A 25,772-nucleotide genomic window follows, 5' to 3' on the forward strand; every position below is an offset into this window, starting at 1 on the left:
AAGCTCGATCGACTCTACTGTTTCGACAATGAGTAGATTTTCGACAATCGGTTCTGGCTGAGAAAGTTCGATCGACTTTGGTGCATCTACAATCGGTTCTGATTCTGGCGGAGAAAGTTCGATCGACTTTGGTGCATCTAAAATCGGTTCTGATTCTGACTGAGAAAGTTCGATCGACTCTACTGTTTCTACAATCGGTTCAGGTTCTAGTGGAGAAAGTTCGATCGACTCTACTGTTTCTACAATGAGTAGATTTTCGACAATCGGTTCTGGCTGAGAAAGTTCGATCGACTTTGGTGCATCTAAAATCGGTTCTGATTCTGGCGGAGAAAGCTCGATCGACTCTACTGTTTCGACAATGAGTAGATTTTCGACAATCGGTTCTGGCTGAGAAAGTTCGATCGACTCTTGTTTTTCTACAATTTCCAGAAAATCTGCCACTGGTTGCATTTCTGGTTCTAAATCGCTTATTTCCTCTGGTGTTTCTGCAACTGCTTGGGATTCTGGTTGAGGATGCTCGATCGACTCTACGGTTTCTACAACTTGCAGATTTTCGACTATCGGTTCTGGTTGAGGATGCTCGAGCGACTCTACGGTTTCTACAATAAGTAGATTTTCGACAACCGGTTCTGGTTGAGGATGCTCGAGCGACTCTACGGTTTCTACAACTTGCAGATTTTCGACTATCGGTTCTGGTTGAGGATGCTCGATCGACTCTACGGTTTCTACAATAAGTAGATTTTCGACAACCGGTTCTGGTTCATGATGCTCGATCGACTCTACTGTTTCTACAACTTGCAGATTTTCGACTATCGGTTCTGGTTGAGGATGCTCGATCGACTCTACGGTTTCGACAACTGGTTCGGATTCTGGTTCATGATGCTCGATCGACTCTACTGTTTCTGAAACAACGGGCAGATTTTCGACTATCGGTTCTGGTTGAGAATGCTCGATCGACTCTACTGTTTCTACAACTTGCAGATTTTCGACAATCGGTTCTGGTTGAAGATGCTTGATCGACTCTGCGGTTTCTGAAACAACGGGCTGATTTTCGACAATCGGTTCTGGTTGAGAAGGTTCGATCGGGAGTATCTCACTTTTGTAAAAAACATTTTTTACAAAAGTGAGCATCCTGCTTGCTTGTTTAGATATCTGTAGCGAGTAAGATGATCTGGTTCCTGTGACACCCAAACTGAGATGCTTCCCTTTTATCGACTCTACTGTTTCGACAACTGGTTCTGATTCTGGTTGATGATGCTCGATCGACTCTACTGTTTCTGAAACTTGCAGATTTTCGACAATCGGTTCTGGTTGAGGATGCTTGATCGACTCTACTGTTTCTGAAACTTGCAGATTTTCGACTATCGGTTCTGGTTGAGGATGCTCGATCGACTCTACTGTTTCTGAAACTTGCAGATTTTCGACAATCGGTTCTGGTTGAGGATGCTCGATCGACTCTACTGTTTCGACAACTGGTTCTGATTCTGGTTGAGAATGCTTGATCGACTCTTGCCTATCTGAAACAACGGGCTGATTTTCGACTATCGGTTGCGATTCGGATTGATGAGAATCGGCGATCGAGTTTTGAATTTCTGCTGCTTCTTGCAGATTTTGATCGACCTCCGGTTCGCTGTGAACCAGATTTTCTTCTGGTTTCTTTTCAGCCGCTGTCAGCCTTAAAAAGACATCTTCGAGAGTAGCGCGAGAGCGACGCATTTCGCACAGTCCAAATCCAGAGGCGACGATAGCTGTAGCAATTTCTCGTCCGGGTTCTCTTTCCGGTTCGCACAATGCCCGCAGGCGGTAGCGATTCACTAAATATTGCTGGCTTGGAATCAATTCCACCGATCGAACTCCCGGCACATTTTCCAAAGAAGGCAACAGCAGACTGTTTACCAAATCCGCCTCCCCTTCCACTTCGACTTCGTAACCCTCTCCTACAGCCAACTCTCCCATCAAATTTTCGGGACTACCCGCAGCCACGATTTTACCGCGATTGATGATGGTGACGCGGTTGCAAGTCATGCTGACTTCCGGCAGAATGTGCGTGGAAAGGATGATTGTGTGCTGGCCGCCAAGACTTTTGATTAAATTGCGGACTTCGATGATTTGTCGGGGGTCGAGGCCGACGGTTGGTTCGTCTAAGATAATGACCGGTGGATCGTGGACGATCGCCTGCGCGATACCGACGCGCTGGCGAAAGCCTTTAGAAAGCTTGCGGATTAAAACTTTGCGTTTATCAACCAGGCCGCAACGTTCGATCGCGGAGGTAACTCGTCGCGCGCGATCGCCCGCCGATACTTGCTTGATCCTGGCCACAAAAAACAGAAACCCTTCCACAGTCATTTCTGGATACAGTGGCGGGTTTTCCGGCAGATAACCGATGCGCTGTCTGACTGCCATCGAGTTTTCGTGAACATCGAGGCCCGCGATGCGGGCTGTACCGCTGGATGCCGGCAAGTATCCCGACAAAATCCGCATGGTTGTGGTTTTGCCCGCGCCGTTTGGCCCCAAAAAACCGAGAATTTCTCCTGATTCGACCGAAAAAGACACGTCCGCGATCGCTGCGGTCGAACCGTAAGTTTTGCTTAAGTGTTCTACTTCAATCATTTGTCAGAAGTCACGCGATTTTAGGTTTTAGATTTTAGATTTACTTTGCCAACCACAGGCGGGACGCCTGTTCCACGAAGTTGAGAGTCCCGCCCTATCGGCGGGTCGATCGAAATTTATGGCGAAATTTTTAATTTGATTTTGTCTTCCAGTGTAGTCTGGCAAGAACTAAATCTATCATAAGTGTCGATCATACTGGGAAACTGGCGGCGAGTTTTGGGCTGCTGTTGTCTCGCTTCGGCTAAGGTTGAGACTGCTTTTGGTTGTTTGAGGATTTTAGTCGCTCGCTAAAAATTCAATCAGGGGTTGACAAAATGACAAACATCTAGTTTTAGACTTATCCAAATAATTCAACAAATGCGAGCTCATTCAAAATCAACCTAAATATAAAGGGAATTATTTAAAGTTTTGAAGGTAGTGATATAATTATTTTCTAGCAAATACAAAAATGTTATTTAATTATTTCCAAAATCTATATTAGTCAGTAAGCAAATTGAAATATTTAAATTATGGTTTCGACTCAGCCTCCCGGCACACCTATTCAGCTCATAGGAACTAAGCTATACTTCAGCAAAAGAACAGTGAGATTAGGAAACGCTGTGTATTTAATTCGCAATATTACAGGCTTTAGAGTTACTGAAGCTAATCGAAAAAAAGGAATTAAAAATAAAAAGTTAGTGCCATTTGAGTTTATAGTTTTTATGTGTGTGGTGGGATTATTTTTGGTTATTAGAGAGGTCGAAATAGCATGGGGTATAGGAATAATTATACTAATTATACTGGCTCTAATTTTTAATGAACTTGGACCCAAAACTTATGAAATTATCATCAGAGAGTATGTGCTTGAAGTATCTTTTACTTCGGGAGAGAAAGCAAACATTTTTCTCATAAACGAAAAAAATGTCGCCAGCGATGAAAATTTTTTGGATGAAGTGGTTTCAACATTATATAAAGTTTTAGATAGTAATGACGAAAGAACTTATGTAGTTAACATCGAAGATAAATCTATCAATATTCTTGACCAAAGTGGCTCCTCAATTGGTCTTGGCTATGCAGCAGGGGCTATTAGTGTTCGGGAAATAGGTGGTACAATAAATAATAGGGAACAATAGTTAGTAATTACTAAGCAGATAGTATGTCAGAACCCAAAATCGATCAAAGTCAAGCGTCAATAGGTGTTGGATTCAGCACAAACGTTAATGCTCAGCAAATAGGTGGAACTATTCACAATAATTCACCTGAACAAAGGCAAAATTTAGCTGAGGCAGCAGCAGAAATTAAGAAACTGTTAGAGCAACTAGCGCAAGATTATCCAACGGAAACTCTAACTCAAAAAGCCGCTGTAGCAGAAGAAGCTCTTCAAATAATAGAAAGTAACCCTACTTTTAAACAGCGACTACTGAGTGCAATGAAAGGGATGGCTGTTGAAACATTGATTCAATTGATAGATCATCCAGTCGCAAATATTATGCGTGAAGGAATAGAACGTTTTAGAGAACCAACTTAATCGCGTTATTAAAATAGCGATCGCTCATATATTCGCGACGTATAATAGCGATCGCTGCACATTCGCTCGCCCTCTCAATTCCCCCTTTTCCAAATCTTAATTTCCCCCAACCAACCCGCACTAACAATAGTCTTGCCATCGGCGCTAATCGCCACAGCACTAACATAGCCAGAGTGACCGCTCAAATTACCTCTCAAATCCCCCGATCGCGCATCCCAAAGTCTCACACTCTTATCCCAACTCCCAGTAACCAGCGTAGTGCCATCCCGACTGAAAGCCACCGACCAAACCCCGTCGGTATGCCCGCTCAAACGCCTAATTAATTGCCCGTTTCCGGCATTCCACAACCCAACAGTGCCATTGCTGTTTCCCGCCGCTAAACTTTTGCCGTCGGGAGTAAAAGCTAGCGACAAAACAGACAAGTTTTTGCCGCTAATGGTGCGAATTGCTTGACCGCTAGCTAAATTCCACAACCTAATTGAACCGTCTTTGCTGCCGCTAGCTAAAGTTTTGTTGTCGGGACTAATTGCCACAGCATTCACCAACCCAGAATGCCCGGTCAAAGTCCGCAACAATTCTCCTGTTTTCGGGTTCCAAATCTTAATCGTTTTGTCCCAACTGCCGCTGGCTACAAATTGACCATCAGGACTAACGGCAACGCTCGAAACTGCATTGGAATGCCCGCTCAAAGTGCGTACAACCGCGCCAGTTTCTAAATTCCAAATTTTCACCGTTTTGTCGTCGCTGCCGCTAGCTAACACCTTGCCATCCGCACTCGCGGCTAGTGCGTTTACCGCTTCCGTGTGACCTTGCAGGGTAGTTTTTAATTGCCCGCTGGGAAAATTCCAAACTGAGATAGTGCCGTTGCTATTTCCTGTGGTAAAATAAGCTGAAGCAAGGGCAAGGGAACTGACAACTTCCGAAGGCCCTTTGAGGGTATTTGTAGCAGCAAAGGCGATCGCACTTGCGGGCGTGCGGGGCGCATTATTCGCCGGAGTTTTCGGGTTTCCGGCAGTAGGAGATTGGGGAACTACTGGCAGCGAAATAGTCGATCGCCATTTCATGAAAGTATTAATTTCTATTCCCGCCGCCACGATTTTATCGGAATTTTCCTCTAACCTGACAATGCCGTTAATTGCGACAACTCGCCCCGCGTCATCGAGCACCGGGCCCCCGCTCATGCCCGCTCTCACTAAGTTGTTGTATACCAAAGTATAGCCGTTCCACGGAGTTTGGCGGCCGGTGAGCAAGCCTTCTGTAGCCAGGAAAATCGGCTGTCTCAGAGAACCGCCCGATATCGGCCAGCCGGCCACATAAGCCTTGTTTCCCTTAGTTGCTGCGGAATTGGCTAATTGAGCCAGGGGGTAGCTTTGAGTGCTGCTGAAGGGGACGATCGCCAAATCCGCACCGGGCATTCGCCGCACTAGGCTGTATGATACAGAGTGAGCTTTGCCGTCGGGAGTTACGACCTCGTAATCGCCTGCTTTATCGACAACGTGCCAGTTTGTGAGAATATAGTATGTGCTGCCTTGTTTCTCTAGAATTACTCCTGAACCGCCTTTTGGCCCCTGGATGCGAACAGTAATTTGTTGGGCAACGGTTTTAACTTTGTCGGCGGTTAATGCGAGGGCAATTTGAGGTGATGTGAGTGGGATGAGGGCGATCGAACTCAGGGCGATCGTAGCACTCAAAATAGCCGGAATTGTTCTGCTGTAATTCATTTTTGTGTCAATTTAACATACCCACATATCCACTGACGCATAACTTTTCCGGTTTGTGGCATATTGACAACGCCAAAATGCCTGCGCGATCGAACTTTCGACATTCGCACAAGCCTCACAATATTTGACACAGCCCTCTGGCTAGCAGAAAAATTTAGAATCGGGAACCGCACCTAGCCTCAACAATAGCAACTGGCTGATCTCTATTTTTTTCTCGGCAAATCAGAATTTGAGCCAAACGCTGCTCGGAATAAAACCCATTAGCCATCCAGCCGATAGGTGCGCCCGCGAGTGCGCCAACTGCTAAACCAGTGATCAGGCTCCCAATAAGATGCTTTCTGGCGATCGGGTTTTCTTGCATAAAAATTTATCCTAAACACTTAACCTTAGCAAAAATACCACAAATAAAATTTACTTTCTTCCTCCTATTTACTTATTTCCTAAGTAGTAACCCATTATTAAGTATCACCTCCTTCACAGTCCGCTTAACACAATTCCATGCCGCAATAATCAAGTATCCAAAATTAACAAAACCGATGGCAAGAAATACATGGTATTTAGAAACTGGGACAAAGAGTTAACTGAGGAAAATCTCCGAGAGCCAATAGCCCAAGCCAAGCAAGCATGGAAAAACGCTGAGACTACAGAACCCCGCGCCGAATCGGTGTATTACAATCAGTCTGAAGATTTAATAGTGATCGAACTAAAAAACGGTGCTATTTTCTGTTTTCCTCCCAGCCTTGCACAAGGCTTAGAAGGCGCTTCACCAGAACAGTTGGCTGATGTTTGGCTACCGCCTTCCGGTAGTAGCGTGCACTGGGAAAGCTTAGATGTTGATTTGGGCATTCCCGAACTTGTAGCAGGTATTTTTGGGACAAAATCTTGGATGGCTAATTAATTTCTTAGTCCGCGAAGGCGGACTTCGTTTGTGTAGTAGCGGTTTCAACCGCCGAGTAATTCCAAATCCCCGACTTCTTGGAGAAGCCGGGGATTTCGTGTGTAATTCTATGCCAAATCAAACAGCAAAAATTCAGCATCTTCCGTAGCTTCAATCACCACCTCAGCCTCCCCGCTAACCGCCGCAGCGTCGCCATTTTTCAAAGTCAAACCGTTCAGCAAAACCGAGCCACGAGCAACTTGCACCCAAGCATGGCGATTCGGCTGCAAAGCATGAGAAACCCGCGAGTCTTTATCCAAAACAGCCGCATACAAATCCACATCTTGATGCACTTTCAGAGCACCATCTCTCGCATCTCGCGCCGCCACTAAGCGCAGTTTTCCGTGCCTTTCTGCTAGGGGAAACTCCCGCTGTTCGTAACTCGGCTGCAAGCCTTTTGTATCGGGTAACAGCCAGATTTGCAGCAAATGAACTGGGTCTGTTTGCGAGCTATTGAACTCGCTGTGCTGGATACCCGTACCTGCACTCATCCGCTGCACTTCACCGGGTTTAATCACTGCACCAGTACCCAAACTGTCCTTGTGTTCTAATGCTCCTTCTAATACATAAGTAATGATTTCCATGTCGCTGTGTCCGTGAGTGCCGAAACCTTTGCCGGGGCTAACGACATCCTCATTAATTACCCGCAAAGATCGAAAATTCATATAATTTGGATCGTAATAGCCGGCAAAAGAAAATGTGTGGTAACTGTCCAGCCAACCGTGATTAGCGTGTCCTCTTGCTTCACTTTTTCTAATGGTAATCATTTGCTGAATCCTCAGTGTAATTTATCGGGTGTTTCTGTGATGTTTTTATTTTAAACCGAGTCAAGTTATTATGGATAGTACGCACTTAAAAGTGCGATACTTACCAAAAAGATACTATGCAAGTCCAAGAAGTAAAGGTCGATCGGGCAAATTGCCCTGTAGAACGCACTCTAGAGGTGATAGGCGGGCGCTGGAAAGTCTTAATTCTGCGGGAGTTGTTTCCAGGAGTGAAGCGCTTTAACGAGCTGCAACGAGCTGTCAACGGCATTACTCAGAAGATGCTGACGCAGCAACTGCGGGAAATGGAATCAGATGCGATCGTGCACCGCGAAATTTACCTGCAAGTGCCGCCAAAAGTTGAATATTCGCTAACGCCTTTGGGCGAAAGTCTCAAACCGATTATTAATGCCATGCACGAATGGGGAATTCAGCATATTAGCGAAGATGGAAAATGAGCGGTTTCTAGATGGTTTTTTCCGTCTTCCGACAGATTTCAAATTTTAAACCTAGTTCAACAATAATAATATGAACAACATAGAGCGTCTCGCCACCCTCAACCGCATCCGCAAACTCAGCCGCCTGATGGATACCGCCATTGGCATCCCCGGCACTAAATTTCGCATTGGTTTAGACCCCATTATCGGTTTAGTTCCGGGTGCTGGGGATATCGTAGATACCGCGTTTTCCGCCTACCTAATTTATTTAGCAACTCGATTCAACCTCCCCCAAAAAACTCTGGGAAAAATGATTTACAATATCGGTCTAGAAGCCGTGGTTGGATCAGTACCTTTAGTCGGAGATATCTTCGATGCTTTTTATAAATCAAACATGAGAAATCTGGCGCTTTTAGAAGCACACCTCGAAGAAGTTGAACCCGAACTAGCCGCAGTTGCAGAACCTATTCCTCAACCTATTAAAATGTAGGGCGGGTTTCACAAACAATAATTGTAAATAACACACATCTTGCACCATTCTCAAGAACAGGCAAGATGCCTGTTCCACAAAGAGTGAATTTTCTTGTGGAACAGGCATCTTGCCTGTTCCTAAACAAATAATTGAGAATGGTGCAACATCTCAGAAATAACCAACAATCTCTCAAACTCCCCCCCATCCAAGAAAAATCACAATATACATTTTCTGCATTTGATCCAAATTTAATGTTGATGCGGGTTGTCTGTTGTGGGGAACGGGTTTATCTAGATTGTTGGTACTCGTCAGATATTATTGGTAAAACCCGCCCTTACGAAATAATTACTGATGTCGTTTAACCGCTTCCACCAAAGCAATAACATCCGCTTCCAAAGTATTAAAAGCTGTTACCAGTCTAACAGTACATTCATCCCACCGATAAAACAGAAAGCCCTCAGCTAAAACCGCTGTAATTACCGATTCTGGAAGTTGAATAAAAATCTCGTTGACTTCAACCCGATGGCAAAACTTCGCTCCCTCAACACCTGCCAACCCTTGCGCCAACTTAGCTGCCATATTATTTGCATGAGCCGCATTCTTCAGCCACAAATCATCGGTTATATACGCTTCCAACTGCGCCGACAAAAACCGCATTTTCGAGAAAAGATGGCCGCTGCGCTTGCGGTAAAAAGGGAAAGTCTTTGCTAATTCTTGATTAAAAAATACCACAGCTTCCGCAGCCATCGCGCCGTTTTTTGTTGCTCCAAACGATAGAATATCTACACCAGCGCGCCAAGTGACATCAGCAGGAGAACAGCCAAGACTGGCGACAGCATTGGCAAAGCGAGCTCCATCCATGTGCAGGTGCAAATTGTGAGCGCGAACTACTTCCGAAATGTGCGAAATTTCTGCTGGATTGTAGACTGTGCCGGCTTCCGTTGCTTGAGTGATGCTGACGGCTGCGGGCTGTACGTGATGGACGACACCTGCACCAGCGCGATCGAGTATTTTTCCTAAAGTCTCTGCCTCTATTTTACCATGATTTCCTGTTACTGTAACTAACTTGGCACCGCCTGTAAAAAACTCCGGCGCGCCACATTCATCTAGATTAATATGAGATTCGGCGTGACAGTAAACAGCACCGTAAGGAGGAGTAACAACCGCAAGGGCTAGCGCATTAGCAGCAGAACCAGTTGCTACCGGAAAAACAGTCACCGATGTCTCGAACAAATCAGAAAATTTAACTTGCAAACGCTGTGTATATTCATCATCTCCGTAAGACATCACAGCACCGCAATTAGCCGCCGCAATCGCCGCCATAATCTCCGGCGAAACCCCGGTTGCATTGTCGCTACAAAAATTCATTAGAATAATTGGTAAATAGAATCTATAATATAACTCAACACTCAGCAGTCAACACTCCAGCATTAAACTAAGAGGCAGAATTATGGCAGAATACCGCCAAATAGAATACCGCATCGGCAAAGACGGCAAAATTACCGAAACCGTCCTCAACGCCACCGGTTCTAGTTGCACCGAAACCACCGCCGGAATTGAAAAAGCCCTCGGAAAAGTAGAATCTCAAGACTTGCTGCCAGAATACTACGAAGGCGAAGAAAATTTGGTCGTTGAACAAACGCAGACTTTAAAACAAGTTTAGAAGAGTTAAAGATGTTTGAGATCCTCGGTGCAACAGTTGATGTAACAACACTGCCTGCCTTCAGTTTCGCGCTGGCTGTCGGGGGCATTTTTCTCATTTTAGTCTACCTTTATGCTGCATCTGAGGCGGGAGATGCGATCGAGTTTAAGTACGATACAATTCTGCGGGAACGCATGAATCAGCTAGACATTCTCGATTGGCAAGATTTAGGCGAAAAAGCAGGCTTAAGTCGCTTTGCGGTGCGCTTAGTGCGGCAGGGAGACGTGGGAAAACTCACGCTAGACCAACTGAGGCGGCTGGCAACAGTGCTGAATTTGAATTTCCAAGAGTTCGATCGCACTTTGAGCGCGCTGCCAATGTCGGCTACAATCACAACTAATCCCACCGAAATTGAAGAATTGAGGCAGCAGTGTTTCCGGCTGCGATCGGAATTGCAGCAGCAAAAAGCTCAACTAACTGCCGATTTTCGCCGCGCTACCTTTGAACAGTTGCAAAATTTGTTAACAAACTATCCCGCCGCCCGCAAAATGGCTGAAGCCAAGCCGGATATGCCAGCCAAAAATCTCTCAGCTTTGTTTACTCCCTTAGAAAATCTCTTGTCAAGCTGGGATTTTCAAACAATCGGTTCTGCGTGGGAACAAACTGCTTACAATCCGCAGTTGCACCAGCCGGATGTTGAGGATATAACCGAAGGAGAATTAGTTTATATTCGGTTTGTCGGCTATCGGGAGGGAGAACGAATTCTTACTCCTGCTAAAGTTAGTCGCACCCTGCCAGCGGGAATGAAAAATTAAATTTTAAATTTAAAATCACCATGACTATAGCAATCCTAAATCATTTGTAAAAATATGTAGGGGTAGTGCTACCCCTACTCCCCGTGCCTACCCCCTATCTATCGGGGCAACCACGGGGGGATTGCCCCTACAAGAATTACACGAATCATTTAGGATTGCTATATACTTGCCAATGAAAAATTAAATCTAAAATCTAAAATCTAAAATCTAAAATCACCATGACTACAGTTGCCATTGACTTCGGTACCAGCAATACGGTTGTCTGCATTCTTAACCCGGATACGCAAACACCAGAAACTTTGAGATTGGGCGAGATGTCCCGCATTTTTAAAACGAAGAATTTGAGCGGAAATATTCGAGAAATCTCTGTAGTGCCGACTTTAGTATTTGTGAAAAATGCCGAAGAGTTGGTGCTGGGAGAAAAAGTGCGATCGCAGCGTTTGGGGCAATCCCAGCCAGACCGTTTTTTCAAAGCTTTTAAACGCAATTTAGCTGCGGACTTTCAGCCGCCACCCCGCAATATCGACGGCGAAACCTACACATCCGAATCAGTAGCAGAACAGTTTATCAAAACTATTTGGAAACAATTATATTTACAAAATATACAGCCAGACAAAGTAATTTTTTCAGTCCCCGTTGGAGCCTTTGAGCGATATCTAGATTGGTTTCGCGACTTAGGAGAAAGTTTGGGAGTTGCGGAAGTTCAGGTAATAGATGAATCCACCGCGGCCGCCCTGGGATATGCAGTAAAACGCCCCGGTTCTCTAGTTTTAGTAGTTGATTTTGGCGGCGGAACTTTAGATTTAAGTTTGGTTCGCACAGCCCCTCCTTCCTCCGTCAAAAATAGCCAATCTAAAAGTCCAAATTTAATGTGTGCCGAAGTGTTAGCAAAATCCGATGCTTATGTCGGCGGCGAAGATATTGATATCTGGATTGTCGAAGATTATTTGCGGCAAATTGGTTCGTCGCGGGCAGAAGTCGGCCCAATTGGCTGGCAAAACTTATTAGAAATAGCGGAAAAATTAAAAATTCAACTTTCTCAAGTTAATGAGGCGAAGGAAAGCTGGTTTGACGATGAAAATTTTATGTCTTACGACTTGCAGCTAAACCGAGACAAGCTTGAGGAAATTCTGGAATCTAGGCAGTTGTTAGAACAGTTGCGGGAAAGTTTAGATGAAGTGCTGATTATTGCACTGGGAAAAGGTATCGGCAAAGCAGATATAGAACAGGTTTTGCTGGTAGGAGGAACTTCTCTAATTCCGGCTGTATTTAATTTAGTGGTTTCGTATTTTGGGCGGCAAAAAGTCCAAAAAGACAAGCCGTTTGAAGCGGTGGCGCACGGTGCTTTAGCGTTGACACAATTAGCGAGTGTTGACGATTATTTGCGCCACAGCTATGCAATTCGCCTCTGGGAACCTTATGCTAAAGCTTATGCTTATTCGCCGATATTTAGCAAGGAAATGAAGTATCCCTGTCAAAGTTCCGAAGAGTTGACGCTGCAAGTGGCAATTGAAGGGCAAAGGGAAATTCGGCTAGATATTGGGGAAGTTGCGGAGGTATCGCAAGCGGAGGTTATTTTTAACGAAAAAGGGCAAATGACGAGCAGTTGGCTCAACAAACAAACGGATTTTCGCTCTCTGGAAAGTCACCACCAGCAGGTTTGCGTAGCGCATTTGAATCCGCCTGGGGTATTGGGAATTGACAGGGTTTCGGTGAGTTTTGAGGTGGATGAGAGGCGGGTTTTGTTGGCGACGGTGCGGGATTTGGTGACTGGTAAGGTGTTGGTGGAAAAAGGGGCGATCGCCAAACTGCAATAATGATAAAATTTTTAGATAACATTCGGATATAGAAATCGCTACTCCACAAACTCTCGCCCGGATGGTGCGCTGACTGAAGAATATCGATTTAAATCAAATTTATGCCGCCATGAAACAGCAACAAAATAAATTCAGCCACCTGACGGCAATGGAAAGAATTTCCCTGTCCTTTCCAGCCAGATTTTTATTGGATAAAAACTTGCTGCAAGGCAAAGTTTTAGATTTTGGGTGCGGCTTCGGCAGCGATGTTAGATTGTTGCAGCAAAAAGGCTTGGATATTACAGGTTATGACCCTTATTATTTCCCGCAATTCCCGGAAGATAAATTCGACACAATCATTTGCTTTTATGTTTTGAATGTTTTGTTTCCTGAAGAACAAGCTAATGTCCTGATGGAAGTGTCGCACCTGTTGAAACCGGGAGGGAAGGCGTATTTTGCGGTGAGAAGGGATATCAAAAAAGAAGGTTTTCGAGAACATTACGTGCACAAAAAACCTACATATCAGTGCATTGTCAAACTTCCGTTTAAACCCGTTCACTTAGATGAGTCTTGCGAAATTTACAAATACGTGCATTACAACCATCAAAGGAATTCAACTAATCACTGCATATTTTGCAATCCGTATAAAAACCTAATTTTGCTAACTGAATCAGCAACAGCTTATGCGATGTTTGACGGTTATCCCGCCAGCAAAGGTCATGTTTTAATCATCCCAAAACGTCACGTTGCTAATTATTTTGAACTGCCGTTTCGAGAGCAATCGGCTTGCTGGTTTATGGCTAATAAGGTACAAGAGATGTTAAGTAAACAATTTCAGCCAGACGGTTTTAATGTGGGAATTAATATTAATAAACAGGCTGGTCAAAGTCGCAGTCACGCGGCTATTCATGTTATCCCGCGTTACAATGGCGATGCGGCTGGAAATAAAGGGGGAATTAGGTCTGTGATTCCCAAGAGTGAAAAATAAAAGTTAGCCAATTGTGAAAGGAATTCTTTTTTACCGCAGAGGCGCAGAGAACACAGAGGAATAGAGAAGAGAGGAATTCATAATTTTTGTAAGGATTGTTATATTTGAGCAAACCGCGAGCAAAATAGAGTTAAAATGTGTTTGCAAGGTCTAAAACTACACATTAGCAGCAATTTGGTGTTCTGTTTATGTCTAAGCGCAAAAAGCAAGAATGGCTCAAGGAAACTTTAGAACTCAAAGAAAACCACAATTGGAAGTCAAAGCCTGGAACTCGAATTTTTGTAGCAGGAAGAGGTGCAGTCCGCTTTGATGTGCCGGAAGATTGGCATTTTGAACCGGATACTAAGTCGTTCCGATTTACGGATAAAAAGCCGCCGGATGATGATTGTTGTTTGGAGGTTTCGTTTAATTTGCTACCACCTAATAACTGGGCAGATTTTCCGCTGGTGCCGCTATTACAGAAGGTGGTTGAAGATGATACGCGAAATCCGATCGCTCCTGGCGACATTATCCAATTGAAGCGGCAAACTGCCCGCATTGTTTGGACTGAATTTAAGTTTATCGACCCTCCAGAACAGCGGGAAGCTTATTCGCGAATCTGTATTGGATTGGGTTCTAATGTTCAGTGTTTGATTACTTTTGATTACTGGGTTGATGATGCTGAACGTTTGACTCCTGTCTGGGATACGGTGATGGATTCGTTAGTTCTGGGTTTGTTTATTAGCGACCCTCGAACGGGGTTCGCACGTCCAGACTAGACCGATTTTCTGGGAAACTTTCAACAACTAATTTTGCTAAGTGTTGGATTGGCAAGCCACCAGTCAGTAAATTTAGAGCCAACATTAAACTTTACAAGCGCTTTGCCATGAAAATATCTGGCTTGCCAATTCCGTTGGCGTCGGGCATCACTCCCACGATCGCAAAACCCATTTTTTGATAAAATTCGTTTTGCCAATAAGCAGCCAGAACACTCGTCAAAACAGTTTTGCCCGCGTCGGTATCAGTTCCAGCAACTTAGCAGCTAGTTCATCGGCGATAGTTAATAAATAAAGTTTAACTGGCAGCTTTCATATTTCAGTTTCGGCTAATTTTGCCATAAACTCGGATTTTGCTATCGGGTAAGGCGATCGAACTTCTGCAGCGATAATTTGCGATCGCTAGTTTGCTAGATTTGAGGCGATCGGCTAATCCTGAAAATGCTATAATTATTAACAAGTTGTGCTTAGGGAGACTACGGAAATGCAGCTCGCACCATTTGAAGAAAAGATGTGGAATAGTTGGTCACAAAACACACCAGATCATCGCAGGTTCGATCGCGACACATACCAGCGCTACGACTTCAAAGAAACACCAATCGTTACCGAAATTAACCGTGAAAAGCTTCCCCGGTTTGTTGAATCATTAAAACTTTCTAATTATATAGAAATGCGATCGTTCTACCAAAGAAGGGGTCGTTGGACTGCGACGATGAAATCCCGATTGATAGAGTCATTTATTCTCAATATTCCCGTACCTTCAATAATTCTGTATAAACAAGATTTCAAGCCTTATGAAGTCTTGGATGGTGAGCAGCGAATCTCCGCTATTCAAGAGTTTTATGAAAACAAACTAAAACTGACTGAGCTGGAAATTTTGCCTGAATTAAATGGACATACCTACAGCAGACTTCCTCTACAAATTAGGGCTAATATCGATCGCAGATCCATATCCTCAATAGCAATTCTTGCCGAATTAACCTCCAATCCTGAAGCAGACAAGTTCCTCAAAAAGAAAACCTTTGAACGTCTAAATACTGGAAGATTAAATTTCAGCCAACAGGAAATGAGAAACATTTTGTATGGTGGAAAGTTCAATGAACTGTTGCTAAGATTAGCGCGCAATCCCATATTTGCTGAAGCTTGGGGAATTCCGACAGACGATAAAAGCCGAGACTTAGAGAAGAACAGTATTTATGAAAAAATGGAAGATGCTGAATTAGTTTTGCGTTTTTTTGCCCTAAGAAATATAGAACATTATCAAATGGAACTGCCCGAGTTTTTAGACTTGTATATGATGAAAACTTTAAGTTTTTCACTGCACGATATTAATTTTTTGGAAGATACTTTTATAGAAACTCTTTCATTAGCCTATCGAGTTTACGGACAGCATTTATTTAAACCATTTGATCCTCAATCTCAAACTTGGTGTGAACAATCCAATCGATTCTATTATGATGCGACTATGCTTGGTTTTAACAAGCATTTACTTGATGCCTATCAATTAATGTCTGGAAGACATCGCGTTATTGAAGCAACAAAAAACCTCTTTAACCAACCGGAAGCTCGTTTTTTGACAGGAGGTGGAACAAGTAAAGCAGAGATTCAGGAGCGGCTCGGAATATTTGACGAAATGCTTTCGCAAGTTATCGGAGAATAACTTGCGATGTTTGAGGAGCTGATCGAGAAAGCTAGTGTCAAAATTTCAACTGTTCGTGCGATAATCAAGACTAACCATCGACTTAGAAGAATCGTATTTCGAGACAGTTTCAATAAACAGAAGTTGGCAGAAGATCATGAATTGGCCGCATTAATAGAGGTAATTCCTAGCGAAAAGGAGTGGGAAATTTACGATCGCTCTGCTGTTGTAACCCGATTGTATGCTATTTACGAGCGCTTCGTTGAGGATTTAATTTCGGATTGGCTGCGACGGATGCCCGATTTGGTTCCACGTTATTCAGATTTGGGAGAAAAAATTCAAAATACCCATCGAGAGGGTATAGGGCGTTTATTGATTGACATCAAAAAGAATAGGTTTCAACACCTTTCTGTTGAGAAAGTAGTGCAAGGATTATCCTGTGGAATTACTGACACTGGAAAATACGAGCTACTTCCTGATGCTTTCTTATTGCACGAGCAAAATTTACGGAAGGAAGTGCTAGAAACAGTTTTTAAAAATGCTGGAATTGATGAGGCATGGAAATGGGTCATTAACCACAAAGAAATTAAATATTTTGTAGAGGAAGTTCGCGGCAGTCAAAACACGGCTGAAGGAGAACTAAAACAACTGGTTGACTATCGAAATAAAGCAGCACACGGCTCTACAGATGAAATTTTGGGGACTCAAGAACTGTTGGACTTAGGTGATTTTGTTGAGGCTTTATGTAAATCCCTCGCTGATTTAGTCACCTACAATATAATTTTACGCCAAATCGATCGAGGGCTGGTAAGCGAAATTGGCAAAATTACAGAATGGTTCAAAAAGCCACAAGCAGGGGTAGCCAAAGTTAAGGAAGTTACATTAACTGTAGGAGAAGGTGTTTTTCTTGTTTTAGTTAATGATGAATTGTCGTACTGCTACTCTGCTAAAATTGAGAGCATTCAGCTTAATGATATTTCCCACAATCATGTGGAAATAACCTCGGAGGCAGAAGTAGGGTTAAAGTTCGATCGGGATGCCAGAATAGGATTGACTATTTATGTAACTAAATCAAACCAAGTTGACTGAATCTTTCGTTAACTGCGAACTGCGATCGCCAATTCCCCGCAAAATACTAACACAAGTGCCGTACAATTATCCCACCATCTGGCATCAACCAACCTGCTAACCCCATGCTTTGCGATTACCTGGTACAAATCCTCACCGCCCGCGTTTACGATGTTGCTCAAGAAACAGCCCTAGAAGTAGCCCCCAATCTATCAGCACGGCTCAACAATAAACTTTTGCTGAAGCGAGAGGATATGCAGTCGGTGTTTTCCTTCAAACTGCGGGGTGCGTATAACAAAATGGCGCAACTGTCGCCGGATTTGCTAGCACAAGGTGTGATTGCAGCTTCCGCCGGCAACCACGCCCAAGGAGTCGCCCTCGCCGCCCGCCACCTGGGTACTCGCGCGATCATAGTCATGCCCGTAACGACGCCGCAGGTGAAGGTAAATGCGGTGATAGCCCGTGGTGGAGAGGTAGTCTTGCATGGGGATGCTTACGATGATGCCTACGCCTTTGCGCGCCAATTAGAGGCGGAAAAAGGTATGACTTTTATTCACCCTTTTGATGACCCTTACGTGATTGCTGGACAGGGTACGATCGGCATGGAAATTCTGCGGCAACATCAAAAACCAATTCATGCGATTTTTGTGGCAATTGGGGGCGGTGGATTGATTTCGGGAATTGGGGCTTATGTCAAGCGGTTGCGGCCGGAAATTAAGATTATTGGCGTCGAACCAGTGGATTCCGATGCAATGAATCAATCGCTGAAAGCGGGTAAACGGGTGCGTTTGTCGCAGGTGGGTTTATTTGCTGACGGCGTTGCTGTGCGGGAAGTGGGGGAGGAAACTTTTCGGTTGTGTCAGGAGTATGTGGATGAGATTATTTTGGTGCATACGGATGATGTTTGCGCGGCGATTAAGGATGTTTTTGAAGATACGCGATCGATCTTAGAACCTGCTGGCGCTTTGGCGATCGCAGGTGCGAAAGCTTACGTCGAACGCGAACAAATCGCAGGAGAAACATTAATTGCTGTTGCTTGCGGCGCGAACATGAATTTCGATCGCCTGCGTTTTGTAGCAGAAAGAGCCGAGTTTGGCGAACACCGCGAAGCCATTTTTGCAGTCACAATTCCCGAACAAGCTGGCAGTCTCCGCAGGTTTTGCGAATGTCTGGGCAAACGCAATTTAACTGAATTTAGCTATCGAATTGCGGATGAAAAAGAAGCACATATTTTTATCGGCGTGCAAATTGAAAACCGTGCCGATGCGGTGAAGATAGCCGCAAGTTTTGAAGATTGTGGCTTCAAGACTTTGGATTTAACTGATGATGAATTAACGAAATTGCACGTGCGGCATATGGTGGGCGGGCGTTCGATGCTGGCCAATCATGAATTGTTTTATCGCTTTGAATTTCCCGAACGTCCGGGTGCGTTGATGAAGTTTGTCGGTTCGATGAGTCCTAACTGGAATATCAGTGTTTTTCACTATCGAAATAACGGCGCAGATTACGGGCGAATTGTGGTGGGAATTCAGGTGCCGCCCGATGAGATGCAGGAATGGCAGGCTTTTTTGGATACGCTGGGCTATCAGTATGGGGATGAGAGTCAAAATCCGGCTTATAAGTTGTTTTTGAGGTAGGGTTTTTTGGGAAAGCTGGTCGAGTTCTGACAGATGTACTCAACACCTATAGCATTAGCCAAAACAAATTGGCGATCGCAATGGGTGTGCGAAGTTCTGTTGTCTATCGTTGGTTTAATGAGTTGATAGATCCAACGGTCAACACGCTTGTGAAGATGGTTGTGGCGTTAAAGTTGCTCGATATAGATGCAGCGCGGGAGTTTGTGCAGCGCTATTTGGGTGAGATTTTGGAGGATGAGGGTGAGGGTGAGGTCGATCGGTCTACAAACATAGAATAGACTTAATGATAAAATTATGGCAGAGTGGCAATGACACCGAATTCAAAGCGATGACAGCAGCACTTCCCATTTCTCTCACTCTCGAAGCTTTCCTCAAACTACCGGAAACTCAACCTGCGAGTGAGTTTATTAACGGACGCATTCACCAAAAGATTATGCCTCAAGGCAAACATTCTCGTTTGCAACTCAAGTTTTGCAACGCTGTTAATCTAGTTGCGGAAACAGAACGAATTGCTCTTGCTTTTCCCGAATTGCGCTGTACTTTTGGCGGGCGTTCTATTGTACCTGATGCTACAGTATTTGCTTGGGATAGAATCACTTTTGAAGCGGATGGCGAAGTTCCGAATTCCTTTGAAATTCATCCCGACTGGACAGTAGAAATTTTATCCCCAGACCAGAAAGCAACTAAGGTGATCAGTAATATTTTACACTGTTTGAAATACGGGACTCAGCTCGGATGGTTAATCGATCCAGAGGAACGGTTTATTTTAGCATTTATTCCCGGACGAGAACCAGTTGAGTTAACGGGACAAGATCGGTTGCCCGTGCCAAGTTTTTTAACATTAGATTTGACAGTGGAGCAGGTTTTTGGGTGGCTGAAAGCAGGTGGATAACTTGGCTCTAATTTCGAGCAGATTGCAAATTCCGCACATCCTCAATAGTGAGTCCGGTTGTTTGACTGATAGTTGCATCATCCAGGCTATCGAGCAATTGCCGCGCGATCGCAACTAAGATGCGATCGCGCGGCGGTATGATATTCCTAATGTTGAAACGATTTGGTAGTTGCGGGCGATCGCACTTGGGTTTTCTGGTTAGGGCGATCCGCAAAACATACAATTGCTATAATAACTCTTAGTAATTTGACACTAAAGAGGTAAAATCAAGGAGTACGGATGCCATATTTCAATATTGAACCCAGCAGAAAAATACCACCAAAACCCAATAGGTAGGGAGAAAAATTTTGAATAGCCGAAGCAAGTTCCCTGCTGATTTCTATTCCTTTTGAATTAAAGATACTATCACCCTCTGTTACCAGGATACACGGTCTTACAAGAACTTCTGGAAAACACAGCACTCGATCCTTGAAGAATAGACCAGCTCCGCCTATCATTACTGCCAGACTACTAAATCCTTGTAACCAGTATACTGGGTCTCTATATACTGGGTTTCTATGAAAAGTTATAGTAGTATATGTAGTATCGAACTCTCGGTCAGACATCCGCCAAAATCGGATAAAATCGATCGTTGTTACAATTAATGCTATCCAATACAAACAAACTGTTGGAATCATTACAAAATTTCTCGTCGGCTCAGACCACCAGAACGCAAAAAGACAAAAAAATGGAATTATTAGTAATCTGCCTACTATAGTATCTCCAAGATATAATCGATGTAATCCTGGTATTGTAAAAAAGGCTATACCTGCTGCAATTAATGCTTTTCTTCTTTTAGAGTTAGACATAATAGTTGATTCCTAAGTGACCGGACTATTGAATCGTCGGCTTTCTATAAACCTAGCTCTGAGACAATAGCAAAATATTAATATCAGGATTTTGCTAAGCGCAGGTATTCCATACATTAAACCGATCGCCCAAAAAATGTAAAGCCAAAAAAGTTGGAAAAAGTTGGAACTTCCAACAATTGAGATCCAAGGTGCAAAAAGTTGGAAAAAGTGGGAAAAAGTTTGGTATAGTAACCATACCTATCTCACCATCCCACCTATGGACAGTCCTCAGATATTGCAATTTGTCGATGAAGCTGTCTGCGCCAAGACAGGCAAACATCTAAACAACTTGCAGCGGAAGATTATCGCGGGAATACTGAAAAATAAAAAATATGCTGACGTTGCAGAAACTTATGGTTATAGTTCCCAGCACGTTAAGAAAGCCAGCCACGAGCTTTTGCAAATGTTATCTGAAGTGTTTGGCGAACAAGTTAAAAAAAGTAATCTTGAATCCGTCCTAGAAAGGCAGATAAATCATAATATAAATCTGGGTAATAAGAATACTTTTAAAAATACTAACAAAATTAGCTACATTAACAATTGTTCTAATCCCTCTACTCCCACGCCAGATAAAAGTCAGCCGGAAACTCCCGACTTGCAGCAGAAAAGCAAAAATCAAACTAAGATTGAAACAATTGATAAATTACGGCAGTTTGGCTTGAGCGACGAGCAAATTGCAGAAGCGCTAGCTATATCTTTAGAGCAGGTTAAACAGGCGGACTTGGAGGAGTAAGTCGGCGCTATTTACGATCGAGAATCCCATCATAATTACTATGAGAACCTATCCAAAACCACAAAACCCCTTCTGGCTTGTCAAAACCTAACGCCCTGTAGTTTCGTCCTACTCTTACAGACCATAACGTGCCAATCTGCTTGAAGCGCAGTGATGGATGCTTCGGATCTGCCTTAAGCAATTCATAGTTTTTGTCCGCCAATTCTTGAATTTCGATCGGCAGTTGACGGTAATATTCCCAAAATTCAGGTGTTGTGAAATGCTTCAAATTTCCCTACACTTTCCTTCACTAAATGCTTGTTCTGCTTGTCGCATCAATGTGTCAAATTTGCCTGCGTTCACATCCTCTTCAATTTGCTTATCCCAAAGTGCTTCTTGAAACTTGTCTAGCCATTCGAGAAACTCTGCGAGTTCATTTTGTGAAAGTTCCGTTACTGCTGTCTTGAGTTCTGTAATGTTCATGGGTAAGTATCTTTTTTTCCTAAAATTAGTTTACCAGTTTGCTATAATTATATCGCGTCGAGCGATCTTTGAAACCAGCGATCGGCAAAATTTGGATTTCGAGCTCGACTCCCTACGGGATAGCTTCGCTTCACCCTCTTAGTCTTTTTGTTATAATCATCGAAGGTTGCCTTGTTGAAATAAAATAAAATATCACCATATTTTTTCAGCTATGAACACAAAACTAATTGAATCCTTAGTACAAATCATCCAGACACTCTCAGAAGAAGAGCAATTGCTAATCAAAGCAAAACTATTTAGTAACATCCCTTATCCTTCTACTGCGGAAATAGCCCAGTTAGCCCAAAGCGGAGGAGCATTTCAATTCCTGCACGACGAACCTGATATTTACACCCTTGAAGATGGAGAGCCAATTTAGTGAAGCTAAAAAAAGGAGATATTGTTTTAGCTGAATTTCCATTTACAGATTTGAGTCAGAAAAAGTTACGTCCGGCTTTAGTGCTGTGGGCAAGTTCAACCATAGATGAAATTACGATCTGCTTCATTTCTTCGCAAAATGTCACTAGCCTAAGTTTAGATGAATTTGCTTTAAATGCTTCAGATCCCGAATTTCCCAGCACGGGATTAAAAGTATCTTCTAAAGTTAGAGTGACTCGGATTGTCAGCCTTGAACAGAGATTAATACTGAGACGATTGGGCGAGTTAGGAAGTCAGCACATGCAGCAATTGAATGCAACTCTAATACAAGCATTTCAATTAGTATAGCCTTGTTTACTCTTGCGTACTTGCCGGAAACGATCGCAAATCTCTGCAATAAAGGTTTCGCCGTCAATCGGTGGAGTATGTTCGGACATGGCAACAGCAGCATCTATCTTAACTCGTACAGTATCGATCCACTGGCGATCGGCGCGATCGTACTCATCTAACAATCGCAAAGCAACTTCACAACACAAACTAGAATCATCGTGCAAACTCATAGGCAATATTCGTGATGCGGCCGCGCCAGTAGGGCAATAGCGAGCCATCAGGCAGTTGCCACGCCACCTCGCCGGAGAGCGGAATCCGCATACCGTCTCGCAATTCGTAGTCCCAGAAACGGCCTTGCCAGGGCGCAAACACCAGTCCCCCGTTAACTGTACGGGCGCGGGCCTCGGCGCGGATAGTGGTGATTAGCCCTGCTTCATCAAAGCGGAAATCCAGGGAAACAGCGGTGTCGCCATCCTGTAGCGTTGCTCTGGCCGAAGAATTGTCAAGAGCCTCCCAGCGAACACCCTGACTCGGCAGCAGTCTCGTCGGATACCAAGCAGCCTCCGCGAAAAAGCGCATCAGTTCCCCTTGGGCAGCTTCTGGAGTGCCGCGGATATCCGCCAGAGTCACTAGGCCCAGCAGCGCTGCATGGAGGATGCCTTCGCCAGAAATGTAGGCATCATGAACAAACGCATTGATACCGGGCATCATGGCAATTCGCCCCTCCCAGTCAAAGCCAGGGCGCTGAGTAATTACCAGTTGAGTTGAGGTAAAGGCGCTCCATTTTTCTGCGGTTTCGCTCATGTTAAACGTGCCTTCGTGGGAAACCCGCGCTGCTGCAATTAGCGGTTGTCCATCCTTGAGAACCGCGCGAAAGTAGCGCTGCACGGGCTGGGGTAAATCGGCGATTTCCCGCGCATCAAATGTGAGAGGTTTAATCGGCGATCGCGCAGCTTCCAGATTCGCTCGCAGTTCCTTGGTACCGAGATGCCAGCGGTATGTTCCAAGGGCGATCGCGGCAACAATGCCAACTACAAGCGCCAGGATAATTAGTACGATCGCCGATCGCCACATGGTGATTCCTCTTGGTAGGTAAAAACGAGCTAATCAAGCGCGAGTCTTAAACCCATCTACCGACTACAACTCTCAGCGTTCCATCTGCCAAAGTTTCCTCTTCTTCAACATGAAAACCCTCTGACTGCACCGCCGCCATCAAACTTTTGCGCGCGTATTTTTGACTAATTAAAGTGACCAATTCCTGCTGGTTAATTCGAGCGCCCCAAAAATCCGCCACCAATTCGTAATCCTCTCCGCTGCGGCGAAAACCCAAATCGTAACCATTGGATTGCCGAATCACGTACTCGGCATTAGTTTCGTCGCCCATATAACCCCGCACCTGCACATTGCACTCTACTTGATAACCCAACTCTTCCAACACTTGATGCAGCAGTTCGCCGTTTTTGATCTGAACCTTGATAGTTGTGAAGTGTGACATATCACTTTCGGATTTTTGTGTGAAACGCTAATTTGATTATAATACTATAAACGGCAACAGTCAATAAGTTATAAGTTGCGATATTAAACCAGGCTTGAGCGTCAGCGAAAGCAGCCCGGTTACAAGCCACCGGATTTATCTGTGCAGAAATTCAAATCATAGTATCCGATAACAATTCCCCCGATTGAGCCCTGAGTTCCTTTTCTTCAATCCTCCAATTCTTCAATCTAAAATCTAAAATCGTATGATAGCCGATAATTGTAAGCCACCTAAACAATACGATATATCCGACAACAATTGCCCCGATTGATCCGTGAGTTCGCTTTCTTCAATCCTCCAATTCTTCAAATCTAAAATCCAAAATCTAAAATCTAAAATCCTATGATGTCCGACAATTCTAACCAACCCAGAGAATATGATGCCGTCCTCGGCGGCCAAAGTCAAATCCCGATCGCCGCCGCAGTTTTGGGAGGCATCGCCGGAGTCAAGCAGCGCTTCAACAGTCCTAGTATCGAGGCTCGGATTGCCGCTGTTAAAGATGCTCCTAAATACGGAGGCGCTGGTTTAAATTTAGCAATTGAGGCGCTGCTTGACCCCGCACCAGAAGTGCAGCGAGTTGCTTATTTAATTTTGCGATCGAGGACAGAACCTCTAGTCCGCCAAGCTTTAAAAGAATTCGTGCCTTACAAGCTTTTTGACTGCATCCGCACTGTGAAAACTGGGACAAATGTTGCGATTAGTCCCGGAGGATCTTGCACGGCTACTTTGCACGGCAAAATAATTAGAATTTGCGATGTAGATACAGGAGAAATACTCTATACTGTTGACAAGTATCCCCGCGCTCAAGAAACTTTTATCCTTTGCAAAGAAAGCGAAGTTTTTGTAAGGAGCAGAAATACTCCGAAACATCGTGCGATCGAAATTTGGCAAGGAGGAGAATTGCGGCATACTTCCCTCGGACATGAAGGGGAAATTAGCGCAATTGTTATCAGTCCCGACAGTCAAGTTATCGCCAGCGGTTCGGCAGATACTACTATCAAAGTTTGGAATTTAGAGACGGGAAAGTTAATCTGTACTTTTGGCAGTCTTTTAACTTGGGGAGCTCATAAAGCAGGAATTGTTAGTCTTGCTTTTAGCCCGATCGCACAAACTCTCGCTAGCAGCAGTTCTGACGGTACAATTAAGCTGTGGAACCTCCGCAGCAGAGAATGCTTTCAAACAATTAAAGGTTACGCGAATTGTCTGGCTTTCAGCCCAGACGGGCAGACTTTGGCTACTGGCGGCTGGGACAGAAATATTCAACTGCGGCAGCTATCGAATCCAGATAGTCCAATCACTTTGGCCGGGCATTTTAACTCGATAAATGCGATCGCCTTTAGTCCCGACGGACTCACTGTTGTCAGTGCTAGTGCCGATGGTAATATCAAATTTTGGAATGCCAGTACCGGCGAACATATTCATACTCTCAGCGGACATCAAAACTCTGTTACTTGTCTTACTTTTAGCAGCGATGGTGAAACTATTATCAGTGGCAGTATCGACAAAACTGTCAAAATTTGGGGAATTAATTGAAGGAAGTTCGGCAACGGATTATGTAACGGATGGAAGAAAGAGGGAAGAGGGAAAAAGGAAGAAGGCAGAAAGAAGAAGGAAGAAGGCAGAGGCGATACGCATGGGACAAGTGCAATTAAGGAATGAGAATTAAATAACTTCCACAAGTTTGTGGGATGGGCGTCCCGCCCGTCCAAAAAGGACGGGCGGGACG

31 protein-coding genes and 2 pseudogenes are annotated in these 25,772 nt (G+C 44.2%); 19 read left to right on the top strand and 14 right to left on the bottom strand.

The window, feature by feature from the left end; genetic code table 11:
• Window positions 1-1,533 precede the first annotated feature (1,533 nt).
• Window positions 1,534-2,610 (bottom strand): annotated as a pseudogene (locus QUB20_RS15480) (ABC transporter ATP-binding protein); the annotation flags it as partial.
• A 599-nt stretch (window positions 2,611-3,209) separates the two neighbouring features.
• Between QUB20_RS15480 and QUB20_RS15485 the strand changes: the two are divergent.
• Together QUB20_RS15485 and QUB20_RS15490 are read left to right on the top strand one after the other, a co-directional pair.
• Window positions 3,210-3,722, top strand: coding sequence for a hypothetical protein (locus QUB20_RS15485; RefSeq protein ID WP_445299405.1), 513 nt, complete (start codon window positions 3,210-3,212; stop codon window positions 3,720-3,722).
• 23 nt (window positions 3,723-3,745) lie between these two features.
• A complete protein-coding gene (locus tag QUB20_RS15490; RefSeq protein ID WP_333247173.1) occupies window positions 3,746-4,117 on the top strand; it encodes a hypothetical protein in 372 nt (123 codons plus the stop codon).
• Window positions 4,118-4,191: 74 nt separating this feature from the next.
• Here QUB20_RS15490 and QUB20_RS15495 read toward each other — a convergent pair whose 3' ends face one another.
• Window positions 4,192-5,838, bottom strand: a complete 1,647-nt coding sequence (locus tag QUB20_RS15495; RefSeq protein WP_333247175.1) for a WD40 domain-containing protein — start codon at window positions 5,836-5,838, stop codon at window positions 4,192-4,194.
• A gap of 154 nt (window positions 5,839-5,992) precedes the next feature.
• On the bottom strand, window positions 5,993-6,199 hold the full coding sequence (locus tag QUB20_RS15500; RefSeq protein WP_333247178.1) for a hypothetical protein: 207 nt from the start codon (window positions 6,197-6,199) through the stop codon (window positions 5,993-5,995).
• Window positions 6,200-6,388: 189 nt separating this feature from the next.
• On the opposite strand from QUB20_RS15500, the gene QUB20_RS15505 reads away from it, so the two are divergent.
• Window positions 6,389-6,736 (top strand): DUF2442 domain-containing protein, encoded by a 348-nt coding sequence (locus tag QUB20_RS15505; protein WP_333247180.1) that lies wholly within the window; start codon window positions 6,389-6,391, stop codon window positions 6,734-6,736.
• A gap of 107 nt (window positions 6,737-6,843) precedes the next feature.
• Here the strand turns inward: QUB20_RS15505 and QUB20_RS15510 are convergent, their stop codons facing one another.
• Window positions 6,844-7,542: a pirin family protein gene (locus QUB20_RS15510; protein ID WP_333247182.1), complete on the bottom strand. Its 699-nt coding sequence runs from the start codon at window positions 7,540-7,542 to the stop codon at window positions 6,844-6,846.
• Window positions 7,543-7,658: 116 nt separating this feature from the next.
• Here QUB20_RS15510 and QUB20_RS15515 point away from each other — a divergent pair, with 116 nt between their 5' ends.
• Complete coding sequence (locus QUB20_RS15515; protein WP_333129966.1) at window positions 7,659-7,997, top strand: helix-turn-helix domain-containing protein; 339 nt, start codon at window positions 7,659-7,661, stop codon at window positions 7,995-7,997.
• A gap of 70 nt (window positions 7,998-8,067) precedes the next feature.
• The gene (locus tag QUB20_RS15520; RefSeq protein WP_242724983.1) at window positions 8,068-8,466 is read left to right on the top strand and encodes a DUF4112 domain-containing protein; all 399 of its coding nucleotides are present in this window, start codon (window positions 8,068-8,070) and stop codon (window positions 8,464-8,466) included.
• Here the strand turns inward: QUB20_RS15520 and QUB20_RS15525 are convergent.
• Window positions 8,422-8,574, bottom strand: a complete 153-nt coding sequence (locus QUB20_RS15525) for a hypothetical protein (RefSeq protein WP_333291460.1) — start codon at window positions 8,572-8,574, stop codon at window positions 8,422-8,424. The genes QUB20_RS15520 and QUB20_RS15525 overlap by 45 nt on opposite strands.
• A gap of 219 nt (window positions 8,575-8,793) precedes the next feature.
• Window positions 8,794-9,816: a low specificity L-threonine aldolase gene (locus QUB20_RS15530; RefSeq protein WP_333247184.1), complete on the bottom strand. Its 1,023-nt coding sequence runs from the start codon at window positions 9,814-9,816 to the stop codon at window positions 8,794-8,796.
• Window positions 9,817-9,898: 82 nt separating this feature from the next.
• Between QUB20_RS15530 and QUB20_RS15535 the strand changes: the two genes are divergently transcribed.
• From QUB20_RS15535 to QUB20_RS15555, 5 genes are all read left to right on the top strand, one after another.
• Entirely contained in the window at window positions 9,899-10,111 is a 213-nt protein-coding gene (locus QUB20_RS15535) for a DUF2997 domain-containing protein (protein WP_333129970.1), read from the top strand.
• Window positions 10,112-10,122: 11 nt separating this feature from the next.
• Entirely contained in the window at window positions 10,123-10,905 is a 783-nt protein-coding gene (locus tag QUB20_RS15540; RefSeq protein ID WP_333247186.1) for an XRE family transcriptional regulator, read from the top strand.
• 218 nt (window positions 10,906-11,123) lie between these two features.
• Complete coding sequence (locus tag QUB20_RS15545) at window positions 11,124-12,722, top strand: Hsp70 family protein (RefSeq protein WP_333247188.1); 1,599 nt, start codon at window positions 11,124-11,126, stop codon at window positions 12,720-12,722.
• A 109-nt stretch (window positions 12,723-12,831) separates the two neighbouring features.
• Window positions 12,832-13,689, top strand: a complete 858-nt coding sequence (locus QUB20_RS15550) for a bifunctional class I SAM-dependent methyltransferase/HIT family protein (protein WP_333247190.1) — start codon at window positions 12,832-12,834, stop codon at window positions 13,687-13,689.
• Window positions 13,690-13,877: 188 nt separating this feature from the next.
• Window positions 13,878-14,447: a hypothetical protein gene (locus tag QUB20_RS15555; protein WP_333247192.1), complete on the top strand. Its 570-nt coding sequence runs from the start codon at window positions 13,878-13,880 to the stop codon at window positions 14,445-14,447.
• A 91-nt stretch (window positions 14,448-14,538) separates the two neighbouring features.
• Here the strand turns inward: QUB20_RS15555 and QUB20_RS15560 are convergent.
• Window positions 14,539-14,634: pseudogene (locus QUB20_RS15560) on the bottom strand (GNAT family N-acetyltransferase); the annotation flags it as partial.
• Window positions 14,635-14,928: 294 nt separating this feature from the next.
• Here QUB20_RS15560 and QUB20_RS15565 point away from each other — a divergent pair.
• The 5 genes from QUB20_RS15565 (at window position 14,929) to QUB20_RS15585 (ending at window position 19,680) form a co-directional block, all read left to right on the top strand.
• Window positions 14,929-16,104: a DUF262 domain-containing protein gene (locus tag QUB20_RS15565; protein ID WP_333247194.1), complete on the top strand. Its 1,176-nt coding sequence runs from the start codon at window positions 14,929-14,931 to the stop codon at window positions 16,102-16,104.
• 6 nt (window positions 16,105-16,110) lie between these two features.
• Window positions 16,111-17,172 (top strand): MAE_28990/MAE_18760 family HEPN-like nuclease, encoded by a 1,062-nt coding sequence (locus tag QUB20_RS15570; RefSeq protein WP_333247196.1) that lies wholly within the window; start codon window positions 16,111-16,113, stop codon window positions 17,170-17,172.
• Window positions 17,173-17,276: 104 nt separating this feature from the next.
• Window positions 17,277-18,788 carry a threonine ammonia-lyase, biosynthetic gene (ilvA, locus tag QUB20_RS15575; protein ID WP_333291462.1) on the top strand — a complete coding sequence of 504 codons (1,512 nt, stop codon included), beginning with the start codon at window positions 17,277-17,279 and terminating at the stop codon, window positions 18,786-18,788.
• 80 nt (window positions 18,789-18,868) lie between these two features.
• The gene (locus QUB20_RS15580) at window positions 18,869-19,066 is read left to right on the top strand and encodes a hypothetical protein (RefSeq protein ID WP_333247198.1); all 198 of its coding nucleotides are present in this window, start codon (window positions 18,869-18,871) and stop codon (window positions 19,064-19,066) included.
• A gap of 5 nt (window positions 19,067-19,071) precedes the next feature.
• Window positions 19,072-19,680, top strand: a complete 609-nt coding sequence (locus QUB20_RS15585; RefSeq protein WP_333247200.1) for a Uma2 family endonuclease — start codon at window positions 19,072-19,074, stop codon at window positions 19,678-19,680.
• A gap of 7 nt (window positions 19,681-19,687) precedes the next feature.
• Here the strand turns inward: QUB20_RS15585 and QUB20_RS15590 are convergent, their stop codons facing one another.
• Both QUB20_RS15590 and QUB20_RS15595 read right to left on the bottom strand, forming a co-directional pair.
• Window positions 19,688-19,903, bottom strand: a complete 216-nt coding sequence (locus QUB20_RS15590) for a hypothetical protein (protein WP_333247202.1) — start codon at window positions 19,901-19,903, stop codon at window positions 19,688-19,690.
• Window positions 19,904-19,946: 43 nt separating this feature from the next.
• A complete protein-coding gene (locus QUB20_RS15595) occupies window positions 19,947-20,528 on the bottom strand; it encodes a hypothetical protein (protein WP_333247204.1) in 582 nt (193 codons plus the stop codon).
• A 259-nt stretch (window positions 20,529-20,787) separates the two neighbouring features.
• On the opposite strand from QUB20_RS15595, the gene QUB20_RS15600 reads away from it, so the two are divergent.
• Window positions 20,788-21,303, top strand: coding sequence for a hypothetical protein (locus tag QUB20_RS15600; protein ID WP_333247218.1), 516 nt, complete (start codon window positions 20,788-20,790; stop codon window positions 21,301-21,303).
• A gap of 7 nt (window positions 21,304-21,310) precedes the next feature.
• Here the strand turns inward: QUB20_RS15600 and QUB20_RS15605 are convergent, their stop codons facing one another.
• The gene (locus QUB20_RS15605) at window positions 21,311-21,571 is read right to left on the bottom strand and encodes a ParE family toxin-like protein (RefSeq protein ID WP_333106967.1); all 261 of its coding nucleotides are present in this window, start codon (window positions 21,569-21,571) and stop codon (window positions 21,311-21,313) included.
• Window positions 21,568-21,765, bottom strand: a complete 198-nt coding sequence (locus QUB20_RS15610; RefSeq protein WP_333106968.1) for a hypothetical protein — start codon at window positions 21,763-21,765, stop codon at window positions 21,568-21,570. The genes QUB20_RS15605 and QUB20_RS15610 overlap by 4 nt, the downstream gene beginning before the upstream one ends.
• 211 nt (window positions 21,766-21,976) lie before the next feature.
• Here QUB20_RS15610 and QUB20_RS15615 point away from each other — a divergent pair, with 211 nt between their 5' ends.
• Together QUB20_RS15615 and QUB20_RS15620 are read left to right on the top strand one after the other, a co-directional pair.
• Window positions 21,977-22,183 carry a hypothetical protein gene (locus QUB20_RS15615; protein WP_333142592.1) on the top strand — a complete coding sequence of 69 codons (207 nt, stop codon included), beginning with the start codon at window positions 21,977-21,979 and terminating at the stop codon, window positions 22,181-22,183.
• Window positions 22,183-22,530: a type II toxin-antitoxin system PemK/MazF family toxin gene (locus QUB20_RS15620; protein ID WP_333247206.1), complete on the top strand. Its 348-nt coding sequence runs from the start codon at window positions 22,183-22,185 to the stop codon at window positions 22,528-22,530. The genes QUB20_RS15615 and QUB20_RS15620 overlap by 1 nt, the downstream gene beginning before the upstream one ends.
• On the opposite strand, the gene QUB20_RS15625 is transcribed toward QUB20_RS15620, so the two are convergent.
• From QUB20_RS15625 to QUB20_RS15635, 3 genes are read right to left on the bottom strand one after another with little or no spacing between them, the layout of a single operon-like run.
• Window positions 22,518-22,742 (bottom strand): hypothetical protein, encoded by a 225-nt coding sequence (locus tag QUB20_RS15625; protein WP_333247208.1) that lies wholly within the window; start codon window positions 22,740-22,742, stop codon window positions 22,518-22,520. The two genes, QUB20_RS15620 and QUB20_RS15625, sit on opposite strands and share 13 nt — an antisense overlap.
• Window positions 22,726-23,586: a DUF6920 family protein gene (locus QUB20_RS15630; protein WP_333247210.1), complete on the bottom strand. Its 861-nt coding sequence runs from the start codon at window positions 23,584-23,586 to the stop codon at window positions 22,726-22,728. The genes QUB20_RS15625 and QUB20_RS15630 overlap by 17 nt, the downstream gene beginning before the upstream one ends.
• A 46-nt stretch (window positions 23,587-23,632) precedes the next feature.
• A complete protein-coding gene (locus QUB20_RS15635) occupies window positions 23,633-24,007 on the bottom strand; it encodes a DUF1257 domain-containing protein (protein WP_333247212.1) in 375 nt (124 codons plus the stop codon).
• 381 nt (window positions 24,008-24,388) lie between these two features.
• On the opposite strand from QUB20_RS15635, the gene QUB20_RS15640 reads away from it, so the two are divergent.
• Window positions 24,389-25,579 carry a WD40 repeat domain-containing protein gene (locus tag QUB20_RS15640; protein WP_333247214.1) on the top strand — a complete coding sequence of 397 codons (1,191 nt, stop codon included), beginning with the start codon at window positions 24,389-24,391 and terminating at the stop codon, window positions 25,577-25,579.
• Window positions 25,580-25,772 lie beyond the last annotated feature (193 nt).

The organism is Microcoleus sp. B4-C2 (genome assembly GCF_036705265.1).
In the GTDB taxonomy this organism is placed as follows: domain Bacteria; phylum Cyanobacteriota; class Cyanobacteriia; order Cyanobacteriales; family Microcoleaceae; genus Microcoleus.

What these genes read in the sequence shown, in the direction of transcription:
- QUB20_RS15490 (WP_333247173.1), top strand. Translation starts at nt 3,746, where the DNA reads ATGTCAGAACCCAAAATCGATCAAAGTCAAGCGTCAATAGGTGTTGGA.
- QUB20_RS15495 (WP_333247175.1), bottom strand. Translation starts at nt 5,838, where the DNA reads ATGAATTACAGCAGAACAATTCCGGCTATTTTGAGTGCTACGATCGCC.
- QUB20_RS15500 (WP_333247178.1), bottom strand. Translation starts at nt 6,199, where the DNA reads ATGCAAGAAAACCCGATCGCCAGAAAGCATCTTATTGGGAGCCTGATC.
- QUB20_RS15505 (WP_333247180.1), top strand. Translation starts at nt 6,389, where the DNA reads ATGGTATTTAGAAACTGGGACAAAGAGTTAACTGAGGAAAATCTCCGA.
- QUB20_RS15510 (WP_333247182.1), bottom strand. Translation starts at nt 7,542, where the DNA reads ATGATTACCATTAGAAAAAGTGAAGCAAGAGGACACGCTAATCACGGT.
- QUB20_RS15515 (WP_333129966.1), top strand. Translation starts at nt 7,659, where the DNA reads ATGCAAGTCCAAGAAGTAAAGGTCGATCGGGCAAATTGCCCTGTAGAA.
- QUB20_RS15520 (WP_242724983.1), top strand. Translation starts at nt 8,068, where the DNA reads ATGAACAACATAGAGCGTCTCGCCACCCTCAACCGCATCCGCAAACTC.
- QUB20_RS15525 (WP_333291460.1), bottom strand. Translation starts at nt 8,574, where the DNA reads ATGCCTGTTCCACAAGAAAATTCACTCTTTGTGGAACAGGCATCTTGC.
- QUB20_RS15530 (WP_333247184.1), bottom strand. Translation starts at nt 9,816, where the DNA reads ATGAATTTTTGTAGCGACAATGCAACCGGGGTTTCGCCGGAGATTATG.
- QUB20_RS15535 (WP_333129970.1), top strand. Translation starts at nt 9,899, where the DNA reads ATGGCAGAATACCGCCAAATAGAATACCGCATCGGCAAAGACGGCAAA.
- QUB20_RS15540 (WP_333247186.1), top strand. Translation starts at nt 10,123, where the DNA reads ATGTTTGAGATCCTCGGTGCAACAGTTGATGTAACAACACTGCCTGCC.
- QUB20_RS15545 (WP_333247188.1), top strand. Translation starts at nt 11,124, where the DNA reads ATGACTACAGTTGCCATTGACTTCGGTACCAGCAATACGGTTGTCTGC.
- QUB20_RS15550 (WP_333247190.1), top strand. Translation starts at nt 12,832, where the DNA reads ATGAAACAGCAACAAAATAAATTCAGCCACCTGACGGCAATGGAAAGA.
- QUB20_RS15555 (WP_333247192.1), top strand. Translation starts at nt 13,878, where the DNA reads ATGTCTAAGCGCAAAAAGCAAGAATGGCTCAAGGAAACTTTAGAACTC.
- QUB20_RS15565 (WP_333247194.1), top strand. Translation starts at nt 14,929, where the DNA reads ATGCAGCTCGCACCATTTGAAGAAAAGATGTGGAATAGTTGGTCACAA.
- QUB20_RS15570 (WP_333247196.1), top strand. Translation starts at nt 16,111, where the DNA reads ATGTTTGAGGAGCTGATCGAGAAAGCTAGTGTCAAAATTTCAACTGTT.
- ilvA (WP_333291462.1), top strand. Translation starts at nt 17,277, where the DNA reads ATGCTTTGCGATTACCTGGTACAAATCCTCACCGCCCGCGTTTACGAT.
- QUB20_RS15580 (WP_333247198.1), top strand. Translation starts at nt 18,869, where the DNA reads ATGGGTGTGCGAAGTTCTGTTGTCTATCGTTGGTTTAATGAGTTGATA.
- QUB20_RS15585 (WP_333247200.1), top strand. Translation starts at nt 19,072, where the DNA reads ATGATAAAATTATGGCAGAGTGGCAATGACACCGAATTCAAAGCGATG.
- QUB20_RS15595 (WP_333247204.1), bottom strand. Translation starts at nt 20,528, where the DNA reads ATGTCTAACTCTAAAAGAAGAAAAGCATTAATTGCAGCAGGTATAGCC.
- QUB20_RS15600 (WP_333247218.1), top strand. Translation starts at nt 20,788, where the DNA reads ATGGACAGTCCTCAGATATTGCAATTTGTCGATGAAGCTGTCTGCGCC.
- QUB20_RS15610 (WP_333106968.1), bottom strand. Translation starts at nt 21,765, where the DNA reads ATGAACATTACAGAACTCAAGACAGCAGTAACGGAACTTTCACAAAAT.
- QUB20_RS15615 (WP_333142592.1), top strand. Translation starts at nt 21,977, where the DNA reads ATGAACACAAAACTAATTGAATCCTTAGTACAAATCATCCAGACACTC.
- QUB20_RS15625 (WP_333247208.1), bottom strand. Translation starts at nt 22,742, where the DNA reads ATGAGTTTGCACGATGATTCTAGTTTGTGTTGTGAAGTTGCTTTGCGA.
- QUB20_RS15630 (WP_333247210.1), bottom strand. Translation starts at nt 23,586, where the DNA reads ATGTGGCGATCGGCGATCGTACTAATTATCCTGGCGCTTGTAGTTGGC.
- QUB20_RS15635 (WP_333247212.1), bottom strand. Translation starts at nt 24,007, where the DNA reads ATGTCACACTTCACAACTATCAAGGTTCAGATCAAAAACGGCGAACTG.
- QUB20_RS15640 (WP_333247214.1), top strand. Translation starts at nt 24,389, where the DNA reads ATGATGTCCGACAATTCTAACCAACCCAGAGAATATGATGCCGTCCTC.